The following is a 13,862-nucleotide window of genomic DNA, read 5'->3' as shown; positions in this document are numbered from 1 at the left end:
CTTATTATTATTTTCTACAAATATCCGAAGGACTCTACCAGTCAAGCTGAGTGTTTTTCAAGTTTAAATGTCTAATCACTGAAAAACTCTGTGTACATTTACTTTTGCACTGAGGGCGTTTTATCATAGTATTGATAAACGGGCCTGAACAGCCGACAAAATACGTAAAAATAACAATAATAACCTAGAAACCAATCCGGAACTAATACTTATGCTTTACATGATCTATTCAACCGACGCTGAAAACTCATTAGAAAAGCGTCTTGCTGTACGCCCTGCTCATCTAGCTCGTTTAGAAGAATTAAAACAACAAGGTCGATTGTTTGCAGCAGGCCCGTTACCGGCGATTGACTCGGAAGATCCTGGTGAAGCGGGTTTTGCGGGTTCTTTGGTTATTGCTGAGTTTGAAAACCTAGAAAGTGCACAGCAATGGGCGAGCGTCGATCCCTATATTGATGCTGGTGTCTATACTGCTAGTATTGTAAAACCGTACAAGCGAGTTCTGCCATAAAAGTTTACTGAACGTTAAGTTCAGCAAAGGTTAATTACAAAAGCACTAAATTTGTTTGAGATTTATGAAGTTTAGACACTTAGTATCTATGAAACTGTGGAGCTTAAAATGCGATTGCAACTCACTCTTTTAGCGTTGATTTTGGCGTTCGCTTCGAGTGTAGCAGACGCCAATAGCCGCAATGATAAAAATGTAAAGACAATTACAAAAAAAGAAGCGGTGTCTCTGGCGCTTGATAAGTACGCTGGGAAGACGCTTAAGATTTCTGAAGAAAATCAGTTTTTTGTGGTAAGAATTCTCCAACCAGATGGTCGAATTGTTGACTTAAAAGTAAACAAGAAGACAGGTGAAGTAAATAAGGACTAAGGATGCGTATTTTAGTTATCGAAGACGATATTCAACTAGCAGAAAACCTGCGAAATGCATTAGAGAAAGAAAAATATAGCGTTGACTTGTGTCATGATGGTGAGTCTGGATTATTTCACCTTGAAGAATATCCGTTAGATATGGCAGTAATCGACCTCGGTTTGCCAAAACTTGACGGTATTGAAATTATCCGTAGAGCACGTGCTAACGGCGTTAAGATCCCTATTTTAATCTTAACGGCACGCGACCGCTGGCAAGACAAGGTGGAAGGCCTTGATGCAGGTGCTGATGACTACCTCACTAAACCGTTTCATGTTGAAGAGCTAATTGCGCGCTGTAATGCACTTATTAGACGTAGCGCTGGACAAGCAAATCCAGAGATTTGCATTGGTCCAATCAAAATCCATACTCGCTCACAGCAAGTCTGGGTTAACGATAACGAGCTATCACTAACAGCCTATGAATATAAAGTTTTAGAATACTTAATGGTTAACCCACAAAAAGTCATTTCTAAATCTGAGCTCACTGAGCACATATACGATCAGGACTTTGACTTAGACTCTAACGTCATTGAAGTGTTTGTCTTAAGGCTGCGTAAGAAACTTGATCCTGATGGCACTCTGAACCCTGTTGAAACCCTTAGAGGACGTGGATATAGGTTTAAAAATCAGTGGTAAACAGCTCTCAAATTTCGCTTAAAATAAGACAAGGATTTATCCTTGTCTTTGTGCTTATTATTGCCCTTCCCGCGCTATTTTTCTCCGTGGGCAGGGCTTATTACTCTTCTTTAGTCGATGCGACTGAAAAAACATTGGAAGCCCACCTCTACTCACTTATCTCTGAAGTCGAATTTGTCTCTAACGGACTCGAAATGCCTCGCAGTATTCTTGCACCTGAGTTAAACAGATTGAATTCTGATACTTATGCTCTGGTCTATCAAGATAACTCCCTCGTTTGGTATTCCGAGTCGGCTGTAAACCTCTCAATTTCACCTGACTTTTCAGAAAACCAGGCTGGAGCATCTGAGTTTAAGCGAGTTGAATATAATGGCGTACTGTTTTGGCAACTTAGCCTGACCGTTATTCTCGGAAATGCAGAGCAATCGCAGCAAGCCCGCTTTGTACTTTTAAAGAAAAATGACGCGCTGATGGAGTTAATGTCAGGGTTTAGAAACACCTTGGTCAACTGGATGCTGGTTATGGGTGTAGTGATAGCCGGATTGATGGCATTTGGGTTTGTATGGAACGCAAGGCCGCTGCAACGACTCGATAGAGAAATTAAAGAGATTGAAGCTGGCGAGCGCGATAAGATCACAGGTCTTTACCCCGTCGAACTCCTAACAATCAAATCCGACTTAAACCTACTATTGGAATCTCAAAAGCGTCAAAAAGAGAGATATAGAGCTTCACTTAGCGACCTTGCGCACGCGTTAAAAACTCCCCTTGCGGTGATCAAATCCAGTCCACTGGCAAAAGATGCAGACGCTCAGGAGCAGCTAGACAGAATCAATGCAATGATCGAACATCAATTGAAACGTGCTGCAACGGGCGCATCCGATACATGGAAGAAACAAACATCAGTAAAACCCGTACTTGACTCAATACTCAACGCCATGACTAAAGTGTATCATGACAAGCACATTCAATTTTCATCCGAATGTGGTGAGGAGGTTGCATTTTTAGGTGATAAAACGGATTTAATGGAAATTCTTGGTAATATTATAGATAACGCCTGTAAAGCATGTGGTTCCTTGGTCGATATAAAAGTAAGTGCACCTAAAAAGCGCCTACTAATCATAGAAGTAGAAGATGATGGCCCTGGCATTCCAGAGCATCGCCGCTCAGAACTACTAACCAGAGGTGCAAGATTAGACACCTATGAAGCTGGCCACGGCGTAGGAATGGCTATCGTATCTGATTTAGTTAAGTCCTATCATGGCTTGATGCAAATAGGTACTTCCAGACATGGTGGCGCGAAATTTACGATAGAGTTTAACCATGAAAAGAATAATTAGCAGTCTATTGGTATCGGGATTAACCTTTTCTGTGATTGCAGACGACGATGTCACACTACAAGACTGTACGAAGTATGAGTCAACGCATCCGGAAAAGGCAAAAAAATTCCTCATGTGCCTGGATGGCAATATCAACTTACTTGAACGTCATCGTCAAACCTGGATCACTAAGTTATTGCTCGATACTAAAAAGTACCAAGCGGACACTGGTAATACACAGATCTTGCCAATTATGGAACGTGCCCTTCGCAATCAGGAGGAATATATGGAAGACAGCTGCCGGTGGCGATACTTACTAGACATGCCAAACGCGACGCGCTCAGCGACAGCTTATAAAAATTGCAAAATTGCATTTTTAAAAGCGCACATCATCGAGCTAAAGAGCAGTAAAGTATTGAAAGAAGATTTGAATCTCTAGCGACATTTTTGATTGGATTATTAGGTGCTAAGCTTTAATAACCTGAGCTTCAGATAATGACGAGTAAACCTTAGAAAGGAGCTGTTTATAGCTCCTTTTTATTTGCCGGATCTCAGCGTTGTTAAGATGGTCTATTATCGGGTTGTTCTGAACCGAGAAGGATTGCAAGCCATTTACCCTCTTCGCTGGTTTCAAGGGCAATTTTCACAACCATGGTAAGTGGCACAGAAAGCAGCATTCCAACAGTTCCGAGTAACCACCCCCAGAAGATTAACGAGAGAAACACTACCAAGGTCGATAAACCTAACCCTCGACCCATAAACCTTGGCTCAATAATGTTGCCCATCAAGGTATTAATACAAATGTAACCCACAGCAACAATGCCGCTCACCAATGGCCCCTGTGTCACTAAGGCCAGAAAAACAGGCGGCACAGCCGCAATGATTGAACCTATGTTTGGAATATAGTTAAGCAAAAATGCAACTACGCCCCAAAGCACGAAGTAATCAACATCTAACGCCCATAAAAAAACGGCCGCCACGACACCAGTCGCCAGTGAAACAAGCGTTTTAATCGCCAAATAGCTATTGATAGAATCTAAAAATCTATCAATTTGCTGCATTTTCATCTCTGGATCGTCTAGTGCGAGATGCACTTTGTGGCCCAAAGAAGGCGCTTCAAAAAGCATGAAGACGACGATAAGCAGAATTAAAAAACTATTTGCCATCACACCACCAAAGCCAGTCAGCATGTTGGTGGCCACATCGATTAGCTTATTTGGGTCTAGCATGCTAATAAGTTGTTGTTTATCCAATAATATATTGTAGTTCGCTGCAGTATTGACCAACCAAACGAACTTTTCTTGTAAGTCTTCTTTATAAGTTGGCAGCTGCTTAGAGAAATCATTAACTGATTGCCCAACAAGCCCACCAATGCTTGCACCAATTAAAATCACAAGTGCGATAATCACCAGAATGGCCAGACCTTTTGGTATCTTAAAACGGGCCAAAAGCTTGAGCATGGGATTACAGATAATCGCAATGAATGCGGCTAATATAAACGGCACAACAATCTCAGACGCAAGCTTGATCCCACCTAACACTAAAAATAGCGAGGCCAAAACCACCAGCGTTTTGTTAATTCCAGTCAGTGAAGACACAGTTCACTCCTTTTGCTTTTTTACCATTCTAAAACAAACCACCTATAATGAAAATGAGTGATCTAACTCCTTGCTAAAACGTAAGTTTATTTTATTACAATAAAGAGTATTGAGAATGAATATATTCATAACAGGCGCTACAGGATTAATTGGTAAAAAGCTATGCCAATTTTTAGTACACAAACATAATCTAGTTGTACTGACCCGTTCGCCTTCAAAAGCTGTAAGCCTATTACCAGGAGGGGTTAGCTGCGTCACCGATACTGATGATGTCGACTTTAATGAGCTTGATGCGGTCATTAATCTTGCGGGTGAACCAATAGCCAATGGCCGGTGGAGCAAAGAAAGAAAACAAGAGATCTACAATAGCCGGATAAAAATCACTGAGCAAATCGTTACAGCGATAAACACTGCGACGTCACCGCCCAAGGTGTTTATTTCAGGTAGTGCAATAGGTTTTTATGGACGCCAACCGGATAACTTGACCATCACTGAAGATTTCAAGGATTACCATGATGAATTCTCCCATAGGCTGTGCCGAGATTGGGAAGATACCGCCTTTAGAGCCAGCTCCAGCCAAACTAGAATATGTATAATAAGAACAGGCATTGTGCTTTCAAAATCGGGAGGTGCTTTAGATAAAATGTTACCGCCTTTTCGATTTGGCGTTGGCGGCCCGATTGGTTCTGGAAGACAGGTGATGTCTTGGATCCATATCGACGATATGATTCAGGCGATAATGTATCTACTTAAACATGACGAGATCTGCGGTGTTATTAATGCAACAGCCCCAAACCCGGTATCAAATAAGCAATTTTCTCAAGCCTTAGCACGCGCTATCTCACGCCCTTGCCTATTTACCGTACCACCGTTTGTCCTCAAATTGGCATATGGTGAAATGTCAGAATTGCTATTGTACGGCCAATACGTCGTACCAAAAAAACTTCTCGATGCAGGTTATCGATTCCGCCACGATCATATTGAAGATGCCTTGAACGCACTTAACTTATAACTTTGTGCAATACTTTATTCAGATGGTATATAGAGCTTTTCCCGCGTTAAGACTTTATCCAGGTAATGTTTGGTTTCATCATACGGTAAACTTTTGTCTAGCGCTGCTAGTACGTTTTCTGGCGAGAGTGAATTAATTATCTTTGCTGCTTTTGTAATTGATCTCGAATCATCAGCATTAAAAACGCGAGCAACATTTCCAGCACCGGTGTTATAAGCCGCAATCGTGCAATACTTACGACTAAGTGGGTTATGTATTTTACTCAGGTAGCGCTTATCTAGAATATTCAGGTAAGCCGTCCCCGCTTCAATATTATTATCCGTCACATATAGATAAGGTGCCGACATCGGTTCATCGCGATTGTACAACATACGATTCACATCAACACCCGCACTCGTCGGTACTATCTGCATCAAACCAAACGCAGGAATGTGTGACTTTGCCATTGGGTTAAAGTGGCTTTCGGTGTGCATAACCGCAAAAATTAAACTAGGTTCAATGTCAAAGCGCTTCGCTTGTGCATTCACTTGGCTCACATAACGTTCTGCTCGATGCTTGGAAAGTTCAGTCTGCTTGGGTAGCTTAAGCACGATTTCAGATACGACAGTTGCTTCACTTTTACCAGTATTACTAGCTGTTTCTAATAGCTTTTTAAGGCGTTTTTGCTTTAACAACTCCAACTTTTTCTGTTGCGCTTGTTGTTGAGCCTCTGCTAATTTTGAATCTTCACCGTCAATGATGGCCTCATCCGTCTGACGTTCTATGTACCGTTGCTGTTGTTCAAATTGGCTATCTATTTGCTTTTTCGCTGCGATCAACGCTTTTGCACGAGCAGCGTTATCCACTTCACGTTTCGTTGTTTCACTTTGGTTTATCGCGAGCGTATCAACATTAAATACATCAATTACTGCACGGTCTTTTGCGGTAAATTCCTTGTATAGGGCTTGAAGTTGAGCCTGAGATACCTTTTCATCTTCTGCATGCCTAATGCTTACTACCAACTCATTGGCTTCAAAGTCGACAACCATTCTGGATGATAAATCGTCACTGTAGGTGACAAATGCAGCTTGATCAGCAACAGTTATATCTCCCCACTGTTGGATCACATTATCACGAAAGGCATCGTACTCTTCAAAATGCTCTTCGACATAATCAGCAAACTCACTTAATTGTTGGCGTTTATATTGCTCAAACTCGCTCAGCTCTTCATCATTAGGCTCGGAGGTTTGCCAACGTGACATTTTCTCTGATAGCTCTTCAAAAAGCTGGGCTTGACTCGCCACCGCACTTGGAATGGCACTTAACGCCATGACTAAAAATGAGTATATCGATTTGCGCATAGAGCGTTCCTTTCAAAAAATTAAAGCGTGAAACTCACGCTTTAATTAGTTAGCCTTGCAATTTCCTTCTCCAGATCTTTTTCTGCTTTGTAAGCTTTAAATTCTTGATATAAAAACTTTTCATCTTGAGGGTTTACACTGCGCTTACTTTCTTTGATCAAATCTTTGAAAAGTTCTTTAGTCTGATCAGGTGATAACGTCGTCAATGCACAGAAATAATCTTTACCAGAAATATCGATAACATCGGCCTTAACGATACGAGAGCCATTTAATGTTTGTTTAGTCAATTGTTTGGATACAGAGCTAAAGGTTGCGCCTACCGTTGTGTCATCGTTTGCATCTGTACGGTTCGCGAATGTCTTATCAAGGCCTTCAACACGGGTTTCAATTTGCTGAGCTAACGCAAGACGTGCATTTGCAACCGCCATTTTTTGATCGATTGAAATGTTGCCCGAGTATTTCACACAATCTGCTGCAGCTATACCATCTTCGATTGTTGGATTGAGAACCCATTCTGGAATATTAACTCTTGGGCTTGAAGCCGCATCATCTTTACTTGAACTACAAGCCGATAGCATCCCTATAACGGCCACTGATATAAGTAGTTGTTTTGCTTTCATGTTGGGTTCCTTAATTGCCCTGATTACGGAATAAAATTTATCAAAAAAATTATTGATTAACAGTAATAAATTGTAAAAACGATTTTTAACAATTTAGCACTTTCAATTCAATTTTTTACTATTTAATTTATTGTTATATGATTGAACACCACAACACTGCCATTATAAGAACAAGTATGCAAGGAATGCGATTCCAAATTGATTTATATAACTTCATGATAAAGCTCTTTATCTTTACAGGTTGCTTGATGCTGAGCGGCTGTAACTTGACCCCTAAAGCCAACAAGCAGGCCATAGAATACGCGGAGCAAGGAGATTTTATCTCAGCCCAACAGCGTATTGACGATGCCTATAAAAATTCATCTAGTGACGAATTATTGTATTACCTAGAATCAGGCATGTTAGCTCACTTACAACATCATTATGAGTTAAGTAATCAACATCTTTCTCACGCAAAAGAAATTATTGAAGCCGCTTACACTGTCAGCATCAGCGACCAGCTTTTTTCTGCTTTTACTGGTGCGAGTTACAAAAAATATACTGGCCGTGCTTTTCATAAACCTATGATCCATACATTAATGGCGCTTAATTATGTATCGTTAGCAAACGCATCAAAAGTGAATCGTGTTGCTATGTATGACTCTGCACTGACAGAAATGCGTCAACTGGATTTATATCTCTCTCAATTACAGCAACAAACCGGAGGCTACGTAAATCAGCAAAAGGCAGGAAATGATATTGAGCAAATTTTTAAAGCGATTTTTAATCAACCATTTATCAGCGGTGAACTTGAGTATAAAGACGATGCATTTGCACAGTATTTAAGCGGCGTTCTATATGAGCAACAAGGCGAGCTAGATAGTGCTCGGATCCAATATGAGCGAGCGGTGAGCGCATACAAAAATGGCTTTAGTAAACAATACAAACTAGGTCAATATGCAGGCCAACAAGCACAGCAAGACCTCAACAGAATGGTTGCAGACAAGGAAGAAAACTACTTCACATTAGTTCAAAGCTTAGGTGTATCACCGCAACGCAAAGAGTTTAACCTTTACCTTAGACCTGATGAAGAGGCACAAGCATTAGTGATTACGCCAATTTATTGGGGAACAAAAGAAGAACGCCAAGCCCAGTTCGCATGGTTTAATTTAATGTTTGCTGATACCAGTCTGTTTGATCTCATTCAAAACTATGCAACAGGCGACTTTAGCGATGTTGTATTAGGCACTGTCACAAAACGCTTACCTCTCGGTGATAAATTATGGCAAAAAGCGGTAGACGAAGGGGTGATTGATGCACTCAAGTATGGCAGTAGAATCTCGGTTACTTACTTACAACCTCATAAAAATGATATTCAACATGTTGCGCTTTTCGCCAACGGACAAAAACTTACAGAATTACACCCCTTTTATTCGGTAAACTTACTCACACTGTACGACGCGCTAGGTAATGCCAATATGGAAATTTACACCGCTATTTCACGAGAAGTGTTAAAAGCAGTCACAGCAAGTAAAGCTATAAAGCAAGTTGGCATCCAACAGAACTCGCTGTTGGCAGGGCTTGCTCAGCTAACATCATCTGTCACCAACGCCATTACAGCAGCGGCAGACACAAGGCAATGGCAATCTTTACCGGGTGAGATTAGAGTGGCTCGAGTGAAATTACCCGAAAATACCACTCACCTGCAATTGCAAACCCAATTAAGGACTGGCAGAGTAATTAAACAGGATATACCGCTGACTCAAACAGCACCATTGCTCAGCCACATTCGCACCTTCACCGGTGTAGCTGAACCAGAAAAACAAAATTATTTATCATCTCTAACTAACATGGACTGAATACATGAAGCCTAAATTTGCAGTTAAATTAGTTGTCCCAATGCTCATCGCGTCTTGCGCAGCTATGACGGGTTGTTCTTCAACAACCAAAGTGAGTCGCGTGGACGCCAATGAAGAAATAGCGCTTTCAGATAAATGGAATGCCAAAGACTCTCAGTTAGTTGCTGAAGCAATGATAAGCGATATGCTCGGCTTCCCTTGGGTACGTGAACACCGTGCCAAAGAAGGCACTCGACCCGCAATCATTATTCAATCTGTTCGTAACAAGTCGCATCAGCATATTGCAGTTGACACTTTTTTGAATGACCTCAAGCGCGCCATATTGCGAAGCGGGCAAGCTGACTTCGTCGCAAACCGCTATGTACGAGATGAAATTCGTGAGGAAAGGCGAGACCAAGAGCTTAATTCAAGCCTCGAAACTCGTAATGAGATCGGCCAAGAGCAAGGTGCTGATTATGCACTATCCGGCACGATTAACTCATTTGTTGATGAACAAGGTGGTAGTCGAGTCACTTTCTACCAAGTAGATCTTCGATTAATAGACATGACGACTAACCGAGAGGTGTGGAATGGACAGAAGAAAATTCAAAAACTTCAAGAGCGCAGCGGGTATGGTTTCTAAACGTCTAGCGTTACCTCTGTGTATTCTACTTAGTTTATCTGCCTGTCAGTCTACCAGGCAGGCTGTTGCAAAGGAAGAAAGCTTGCCCATTTGGGCTACACAGCAACCGAGTTCCGATTATCTAGTGTATGGCGTTGGTTCAGCGAGTCATATTGTAGATAGGACGGAAGCCAAACTTGCCGCCCAAGAAGCAGCTAGATTGGCGATTGCCAAACAGTTAAATGTGGAAATTGAAGGAACAACACAAGTTGCTCAAAGTCAAGCTAATGGCGATTTTTCGTATCGAGTGGATGAGATTTTATATTCTCGAGTCCCAAGTATACAATTACAGGGGATCAATATTGAGCAGGAGTTTTACTCCACAGAGCAAAAAACGGCCTATGCCCTTGCCTCATTTAACAAAATTGAGTCAAGAATGCACGCTGAGCTTGATATTAGACAACTTGACGAAGAGATCAGTAACGCGACTATTTCGGCACTAACCAATTCAGAAAAATTAAAAGAAGCGATGGCAATTAAGCGACTAATTGCTAAAAGACGCAAAGCAAACGAATATCACAGGCAATTAGGTGGCGGCAGCATTGCCATACCAACCTCAGTGAGCAACAAAAACAAAATGCTGAATGATTTTATTCAGTCATTAACTTTTAGTATTTCATCAAAGTTTTGGGGACAGGAGTCTATCCGCAATCAGTTAGCCGAGAGCCTGACTAAGCAAGGTCTTACTGTCGTGGGTGAAAAACAAAGTGCAGACTTTCAAATTGATTTTAGCGTTGATTTCGAAGACGTGAAGAAAAACAGCACTTATTATGTTTTTGCCAACTCAAGTTTAAAACTCATGGAAAACGATAAAGAAAAGGCGCATGTTTCTGCACAAATAAAAGCAGCGTCTAGTTTTGAGAACATGGCTAAGTCTAGTGCTGAAGAAAAGTCAGCAAAAATGCTAAGCAAAAAACTGACGATGTTAATCATTGATAGCAAAATCTAAAGTAAGGCCCTTTTATAGGGCCTTACTTATCTCTTCCTAAAATGACTTCACCACTTTAACGCTGCTATCTGCAGCTCCCGAAGATACAAACCCAATTAGGTTAGGGTTACTCGCAACGAGTTTAAGTACCTCAGCATCATCGGCGGCTTCTTTTGGTGGTGTCCCTTTTCCAGTAAATACTAATTTTGACCAATAAGCTTTAAGTTGGCTTGATGACTTATTAAGTACCTTTTCATTAAACTCATCGGTTACCGTCGAGCCATCAGCCTGAGTTATCGGAAGTGCTTTAGAGCCATCGGAGAATGACTTTGATTTACCAATAAAAATTTGCTTAATTTCGTTTTCATCAAGTGTAGAGGTATTGGCAGGATTGACAATGACATCCACGGCTAGGCAACTAAAAGCGCTGCAAAGTAGAGTAAGTAAAAATAATTTTTTCATGCTTCTCTCCTTAAAATACCATGTCGATGCCAATTGTAATGGCTTTACTATCACCTGCGACCGCTAAACCAACGGAGTTATCCTCTACCTCATCGTACTGAATCTTGAAAGCAGCGGAGGAATGAAAATCCCAACGTACTCCAAACGAAGTGGTTTCATGGCTTTCGGCATCGTCGCCCTCGCCTTCAAAATCTGCGTAAGATACGAATGGCGTGATATTGTCAAAGCGATAGCCCAGTGTCAGCATCTTAGTGTCTAGATTGCCGTCTAAGTCCAACCGATTTAGCTCAGATAAAATAAAGAAATTTCCCCAGTCTGCATTTACTGCTAAACCATAAAACTTACCATCTCGCTCATCACTCCCCTCCCATAAAACAGGCTCTCCAGAGCGATACCGCTGGTTGGTGTAACGCATATGGGTTAAACGCACTTCAAGCCAATCATTACTGGTTTGAATTACGCCGCCTAGGATGTCTTTCCAGATTTCTCTAGTTGGCTCTTGAAAGAAAAACTCGCTCAACAGCTTATTGTCATCATCGTCTTCTTTACCGGCGTAAATATTCCCGCTTAATGACCAGTCGCCTATACTGCCGCTGTAGAGCATATTGATGCCATTATAATTAAAGATTTGCCAGGTGTAGTTGTCCGCGGGTGCACGCATCCAAATATAGGCGTAACCCACATCATAAAAGTCGGAGTAATAGAATAGCGGTAAGCGCTTTTTACCTGCTTGGAACGTCCAATTCTCATTAATCTCATAGGACAAATAAGCCCACTCGAACTTTGCATCAAAATCGTCTGCGCCGCGCGCAACAATTTGACCAGTAACACTTAAACCTTCTGTTAGATCAGCACTAAATTGAAGGCCCATCAGTGTTTCAGGTTCAAATGAGATATCCTCGTCGTAAACACTGACGATAGGATAATCGGCGAGAAATATTGGATCGTTTATTCCGAATTGTGGAACACCGCTTCCGCTCAGCACCTTACCAGCATTGATACTTGCGAATCCGGAAAAGTTAACCTCTGCATGCCCTGAAAAACAGGCAAGGCAAAGGGTACAACCTAAAGCTAGTTTCATCTTCATTGTAATTCATCCCAATTGCTTGTTCTACAAGTACTACATTGCAAGTATAGTTAAATTTAAGAAAATGCTAGCAAAAGCAGCAAATTGATATAAATATTTGCAGAAAAAGGGATGAAACAGGAACAAAAAAGCAGCTTACGCTGCTTTTTATAAACTAAGATTCGCCATTATAATAACGTTCAATTTGGTCCTTTAAGTTAGGCGGTACACCTTTAATCGTAAGTGTATCAGTCGCAGCATCATAAATAACCCGCTCACCCAAATGCTTACGTTCAAAGCCAACGCTTACTCCACCGCCAAGCCCGGAAAATTTCACCATACTCGTTACTGTCTTTTTATCGACAGGAAAGCTTTCTTCCAGCTCATAGCCCTGCTCTTTATAAAAGTCTTCAAACTTTACGTCTGAAGACTTAGAAAGCGTCTCGGACAGTGTATTAACATCTGCGTCCTCGCCGCTTGAAACACAGTCGTTACAGTAATCAAAAATTTCCTTGCGGATGTCGTCTTTTTCAGACTTTTCAAATTGCTGTGTAGACAAATAATCCTCAACCGCGTGTAACATAGTTTGTGATTGCTGCTTTGGATCGATCCCCTCTTCACAACCAAGAAAATCTAAAAAGAAATCAGCAACTTTTCGACCAGCACGCCCCTTAATGAAGGAAATATAACGGTTTTCTTCTGCGGCTGTATCCCAAGCATCTAAATCGATTCTAGCAGCCAATTGCATACGTGAAATATCTAAGTGTTTTGCTGCGGATAAGTCTAAGTCTGAGGTAATCGTGTAATGCTCTTTAATATTAATCAGTGCAATCATAATAAAATTGCTGGCAACATACTGATAATGACAAAACACTAAATACCCAGTTTCATGAAATGCATATTTATTAAGCTCTTCTTTAAGCACATTGGTTGCTTCTTGGGTTAAATTCCAAAAGTTAAGCTCATTATTTCTATAACTCTGCATCGCAGACGCGACCACACTGCTTTTTTCGCCGCTAAAAGCACAGAACCCTTTACCCGGTTTGCCATTGTAGGCATGATGCAATTGTTCAATGAAAACATTAACTTTGTCATTGACTTGCATTTCATCGTCACGTAGATGTATTTCGGTATCTTCGTCTTGTTTGTCTACATAGTGAACAACTAGTTTTTTTACCTCAACGCTCATCTTTGTTTTTCACGCCTCTAATGTTAAAATGTAAAAATTATTGCTTTTATAAATTGAACCAACTGATGCCTATCCAATCAAAGTATTCCAATAAACAAGTAGAAGAAATTGTTGACCAATTAGTTAATGTATTAAGCTCGCAAAACGCACCAGTTGATCTCAGCTTAATGTGTTTGGGTAATTCTATCACGCACATTCTAAAAGAACATGTTCCAGAGAGTAAGAGACAATCTGTTGCCGAAAATTTTGCCAAAGCACTTACACAATCAGTAAAGTAA

General features: G+C 41.0%; 16 protein-coding genes. 10 read left to right on the top strand and 6 right to left on the bottom strand.

Annotated elements, in window-relative coordinates; translation table 11 throughout:
- Nucleotides 1-211 precede the first annotated feature (211 nt).
- From L1271_RS10170 to L1271_RS10150, 5 genes are all read left to right on the top strand, one after another.
- A complete protein-coding gene (locus tag L1271_RS10170) occupies nucleotides 212-511 on the top strand; it encodes a YciI family protein (RefSeq protein ID WP_102056946.1) in 300 nt (99 codons plus the stop codon).
- Nucleotides 512-619: 108 nt separating this feature from the next.
- Complete coding sequence (locus L1271_RS10165; RefSeq protein ID WP_010374059.1) at nucleotides 620-877, top strand: PepSY domain-containing protein; 258 nt, start codon at nucleotides 620-622, stop codon at nucleotides 875-877.
- Between the two features lie 2 nt (nucleotides 878-879).
- The gene (locus tag L1271_RS10160) at nucleotides 880-1,554 is read left to right on the top strand and encodes a response regulator transcription factor (protein WP_010374057.1); all 675 of its coding nucleotides are present in this window, start codon (nucleotides 880-882) and stop codon (nucleotides 1,552-1,554) included.
- Nucleotides 1,548-2,891, top strand: a complete 1,344-nt coding sequence (locus L1271_RS10155; RefSeq protein WP_211866261.1) for an ATP-binding protein — start codon at nucleotides 1,548-1,550, stop codon at nucleotides 2,889-2,891. The genes L1271_RS10160 and L1271_RS10155 overlap by 7 nt, the downstream gene beginning before the upstream one ends.
- Nucleotides 2,875-3,309, top strand: a complete 435-nt coding sequence (locus L1271_RS10150) for a hypothetical protein (RefSeq protein WP_010604978.1) — start codon at nucleotides 2,875-2,877, stop codon at nucleotides 3,307-3,309. The genes L1271_RS10155 and L1271_RS10150 overlap by 17 nt, the downstream gene beginning before the upstream one ends.
- Nucleotides 3,310-3,430: 121 nt before the next feature.
- Here the strand turns inward: L1271_RS10150 and L1271_RS10145 are convergent, their stop codons facing one another.
- Entirely contained in the window at nucleotides 3,431-4,468 is a 1,038-nt protein-coding gene (locus L1271_RS10145) for an AI-2E family transporter (protein ID WP_010604979.1), read from the bottom strand.
- 115 nt (nucleotides 4,469-4,583) lie between these two features.
- Here L1271_RS10145 and L1271_RS10140 point away from each other — a divergent pair, with 115 nt between their 5' ends.
- Nucleotides 4,584-5,480: a TIGR01777 family oxidoreductase gene (locus L1271_RS10140; RefSeq protein WP_235367748.1), complete on the top strand. Its 897-nt coding sequence runs from the start codon at nucleotides 4,584-4,586 to the stop codon at nucleotides 5,478-5,480.
- A gap of 14 nt (nucleotides 5,481-5,494) precedes the next feature.
- On the opposite strand, the gene L1271_RS10135 is transcribed toward L1271_RS10140, so the two are convergent.
- Both L1271_RS10135 and L1271_RS10130 read right to left on the bottom strand, forming a co-directional pair.
- On the bottom strand, nucleotides 5,495-6,820 hold the full coding sequence (locus L1271_RS10135) for a transglycosylase SLT domain-containing protein (RefSeq protein ID WP_235367747.1): 1,326 nt from the start codon (nucleotides 6,818-6,820) through the stop codon (nucleotides 5,495-5,497).
- A gap of 41 nt (nucleotides 6,821-6,861) precedes the next feature.
- Entirely contained in the window at nucleotides 6,862-7,440 is a 579-nt protein-coding gene (locus tag L1271_RS10130; RefSeq protein WP_010604982.1) for an LPP20 family lipoprotein, read from the bottom strand.
- A gap of 176 nt (nucleotides 7,441-7,616) precedes the next feature.
- Between L1271_RS10130 and L1271_RS10125 the strand changes: the two genes are divergently transcribed.
- The 3 genes from L1271_RS10125 to L1271_RS10115 are packed head-to-tail and all read left to right on the top strand — an operon-like array spanning nucleotide 7,617 to nucleotide 10,888.
- On the top strand, nucleotides 7,617-9,278 hold the full coding sequence (locus L1271_RS10125; RefSeq protein WP_235367746.1) for a hypothetical protein: 1,662 nt from the start codon (nucleotides 7,617-7,619) through the stop codon (nucleotides 9,276-9,278).
- Nucleotides 9,279-9,282: 4 nt separating this feature from the next.
- Nucleotides 9,283-9,900 (top strand): penicillin-binding protein activator LpoB, encoded by a 618-nt coding sequence (locus L1271_RS10120; RefSeq protein ID WP_174168739.1) that lies wholly within the window; start codon nucleotides 9,283-9,285, stop codon nucleotides 9,898-9,900.
- On the top strand, nucleotides 9,848-10,888 hold the full coding sequence (locus L1271_RS10115) for a hypothetical protein (RefSeq protein WP_235367745.1): 1,041 nt from the start codon (nucleotides 9,848-9,850) through the stop codon (nucleotides 10,886-10,888). Before L1271_RS10120 ends, L1271_RS10115 begins: the two co-directional genes overlap by 53 nt.
- 36 nt (nucleotides 10,889-10,924) lie before the next feature.
- Here the strand turns inward: L1271_RS10115 and L1271_RS10110 are convergent, their stop codons facing one another.
- From L1271_RS10110 to yejK, 3 genes are all read right to left on the bottom strand, one after another.
- A complete protein-coding gene (locus L1271_RS10110) occupies nucleotides 10,925-11,329 on the bottom strand; it encodes a phosphate ABC transporter substrate-binding protein (RefSeq protein WP_010374038.1) in 405 nt (134 codons plus the stop codon).
- A 10-nt stretch (nucleotides 11,330-11,339) separates the two neighbouring features.
- Nucleotides 11,340-12,416, bottom strand: a complete 1,077-nt coding sequence (locus tag L1271_RS10105; RefSeq protein WP_010604987.1) for a porin — start codon at nucleotides 12,414-12,416, stop codon at nucleotides 11,340-11,342.
- Nucleotides 12,417-12,570: 154 nt separating this feature from the next.
- The gene (yejK, locus tag L1271_RS10100) at nucleotides 12,571-13,584 is read right to left on the bottom strand and encodes a nucleoid-associated protein YejK (RefSeq protein WP_102056952.1); all 1,014 of its coding nucleotides are present in this window, start codon (nucleotides 13,582-13,584) and stop codon (nucleotides 12,571-12,573) included.
- Nucleotides 13,585-13,649: 65 nt separating this feature from the next.
- Between yejK and L1271_RS10095 the strand changes: the two genes are divergently transcribed.
- Nucleotides 13,650-13,862: a DUF1414 domain-containing protein gene (locus L1271_RS10095; RefSeq protein WP_010374035.1), complete on the top strand. Its 213-nt coding sequence runs from the start codon at nucleotides 13,650-13,652 to the stop codon at nucleotides 13,860-13,862.

The sequence above is a fragment of the Pseudoalteromonas sp. OF5H-5 genome, assembly GCF_021530695.1.
Lineage (GTDB): Bacteria > Pseudomonadota > Gammaproteobacteria > Enterobacterales > Alteromonadaceae > Pseudoalteromonas.
The sequence above is the reverse complement of the archived record's forward strand: the minus strand, read 5'-3'. Positions and strand labels throughout refer to the sequence as shown.

Bases quoted from the DNA above. Each gene is read 5' to 3' on its own strand.
- L1271_RS10170 (WP_102056946.1), top strand. From the start codon at position 212: ATGCTTTACATGATCTATTCAACCGACGCTGAAAACTCATTAGAAAAG.
- L1271_RS10165 (WP_010374059.1), top strand. From the start codon at position 620: ATGCGATTGCAACTCACTCTTTTAGCGTTGATTTTGGCGTTCGCTTCG.
- L1271_RS10160 (WP_010374057.1), top strand. From the start codon at position 880: ATGCGTATTTTAGTTATCGAAGACGATATTCAACTAGCAGAAAACCTG.
- L1271_RS10150 (WP_010604978.1), top strand. From the start codon at position 2,875: ATGAAAAGAATAATTAGCAGTCTATTGGTATCGGGATTAACCTTTTCT.
- L1271_RS10140 (WP_235367748.1), top strand. From the start codon at position 4,584: ATGAATATATTCATAACAGGCGCTACAGGATTAATTGGTAAAAAGCTA.
- L1271_RS10135 (WP_235367747.1), bottom strand. From the start codon at position 6,820: ATGCGCAAATCGATATACTCATTTTTAGTCATGGCGTTAAGTGCCATT.
- L1271_RS10130 (WP_010604982.1), bottom strand. From the start codon at position 7,440: ATGAAAGCAAAACAACTACTTATATCAGTGGCCGTTATAGGGATGCTA.
- L1271_RS10125 (WP_235367746.1), top strand. From the start codon at position 7,617: ATGCAAGGAATGCGATTCCAAATTGATTTATATAACTTCATGATAAAG.
- L1271_RS10120 (WP_174168739.1), top strand. From the start codon at position 9,283: ATGAAGCCTAAATTTGCAGTTAAATTAGTTGTCCCAATGCTCATCGCG.
- L1271_RS10115 (WP_235367745.1), top strand. From the start codon at position 9,848: ATGGACAGAAGAAAATTCAAAAACTTCAAGAGCGCAGCGGGTATGGTT.
- L1271_RS10110 (WP_010374038.1), bottom strand. From the start codon at position 11,329: ATGAAAAAATTATTTTTACTTACTCTACTTTGCAGCGCTTTTAGTTGC.
- L1271_RS10105 (WP_010604987.1), bottom strand. From the start codon at position 12,416: ATGAAGATGAAACTAGCTTTAGGTTGTACCCTTTGCCTTGCCTGTTTT.
- yejK (WP_102056952.1), bottom strand. From the start codon at position 13,584: ATGAGCGTTGAGGTAAAAAAACTAGTTGTTCACTATGTAGACAAACAA.
- L1271_RS10095 (WP_010374035.1), top strand. From the start codon at position 13,650: ATGCCTATCCAATCAAAGTATTCCAATAAACAAGTAGAAGAAATTGTT.